Origin of the sequence: Micromonospora sp. NPDC051296 (assembly GCF_040682255.1) — a bacterium.
In the GTDB taxonomy this organism is placed as follows: Bacteria; Actinomycetota; Actinomycetes; order Mycobacteriales; family Micromonosporaceae; genus Micromonospora; species Micromonospora craterilacus.
The window spans coordinates 1-1,528 of the sequence record NZ_JBFBAO010000657.1; the positions used below are offsets into that span (position 1 = coordinate 1).

General features: G+C 68.5%; 1 protein-coding gene. It reads left to right on the plus strand.

Features of this window, described 5'->3' with window-relative positions; translation table 11 throughout:
* Positions 1 to 279 precede the first annotated feature (279 nt).
* Positions 280 to 1,509: an IS110 family transposase gene (locus AB0M52_RS33910; protein WP_363961974.1), complete on the plus strand. Its 1,230-nt coding sequence runs from the start codon at positions 280 to 282 to the stop codon at positions 1,507 to 1,509.
* Positions 1,510 to 1,528 lie beyond the last annotated feature (19 nt).

Below are 1,528 nucleotides of genomic sequence, written 5' to 3' on the forward strand. Positions count from 1 at the left end.
CGCTCACTGCGCAGACTCTTCCTGTCGGCGGTCTCGTCGGGCACCGTGTCTGGTGCCGGCGATTTCGGGTCGTCGGCGCACCTGGTCCCCACCGGGCCACCGCCTTGCGCGCTCGACCCTAAGAGGTCCGGCATGAGTTCCGCGGGGCCCGGTGGTCCCAGGACACGTATGACTGGCGACAGGGCTGAGCGCCGTTGAGCGCCGATCAGTGAGCGACCGGCTTCCGTGTCCTGAGACCACTGGGTGCCCACCTGCTGCTGCAACAGCAAGGAGGACACCATGAGTGTCGGACACCATCCCTCGATGCGTCGACCAACTGCGGGCATCGACTGGGCCAGCACCGAACACGCCCTCGCGATCGTTGGCCCCGACGGTGTCGAGGTTCAACGGATGATCGTCGAACACACCGCTACGGGCCTGAGGAAGCTGCTGCGCTGCCTGCAGCACACCGGTGTACTCGAGGTCGGTATCGAACGCCCTGACGGGCCCGTCGTCGAGGCCCTCCTCGAGGCAGGGCTCACCGTCTTCGTGATCGCCCCGAACCAGATCAAGCACCTGCGCCGCCGCTACGGGGCAGCCGGCAACAAGGACGACCGCTTCGACGCCTACGTCCTGGCCGACACCGTCCGCACCGATCACCACCGCCTGCGCCCCCTCACCGCCGACTCTCCCGCGACACTCACGTTGCGGATGGTCGTCCGCGCCCGCAAAGACCTCATCGCCGCCCGTGTCGCGATGGCCAATCAACTCCGAGCCCACCTCGAACACGTGCTCCCCGGCGTGATCGGGCTGTTCCGCGACATCGACTCCGCCATCACCCTGAGTTTCCTCACCCGGTTCGCGACCCAGGACAAGGTCGACTGGCTGTCGCCGCGCAGACTGCAGAACTGGCTGCGCAGCGTCTCCTATCCCAACCCGGCACGAGCCGGGCTGCTGCACGCCCATCTGCTCGCGGCTACCCGCGGAACCACCGGTCCTGAAGCCATCGCCCGGGGGCACGTCACCGCCGCGTTGGTGGCTGGGCTTACTACCCTGCGCGAGCAGATCAACGCGCTGGAAGAACAGATCGAGGTCCAGTTGGTCCAGCATCCCGACGCGGAGGTGTTCACGTCCCTGCCCCGGGCGGGGATCGTGCGAGCGGCCCGCCTTCTGGCTGAGATCGGTGACGCCCGCGGTCGCTTCCCGACACCGGAGGCACTCACCTGCCTGGCCGGCGCCGCACCCTCGACCAGGCAGTCCGGGAAAGTGAAAGTCGTCGGCTTCCGCTGGGCCGTCGACAAACAACTCCGTGGCGCGGTCATCGACTTCGCCGGCGACTCCCACCACGCCAACCCCTGGGCCGCCGACCTCTACCAACGAGCCCGAGCTCGGGGCCACGACCACCCCCACGCGACCCGAATCCTCGCCCGCGCCTGGCTGCACGTGATCTGGCGCTGCTGGCAAGACCGCATCCCCTACGACCCCGCCCGCCACCGAGCTCTGCAGGCCGTCCTGGCGACCACCGCTTGACACAGGGCTACTCATGCCG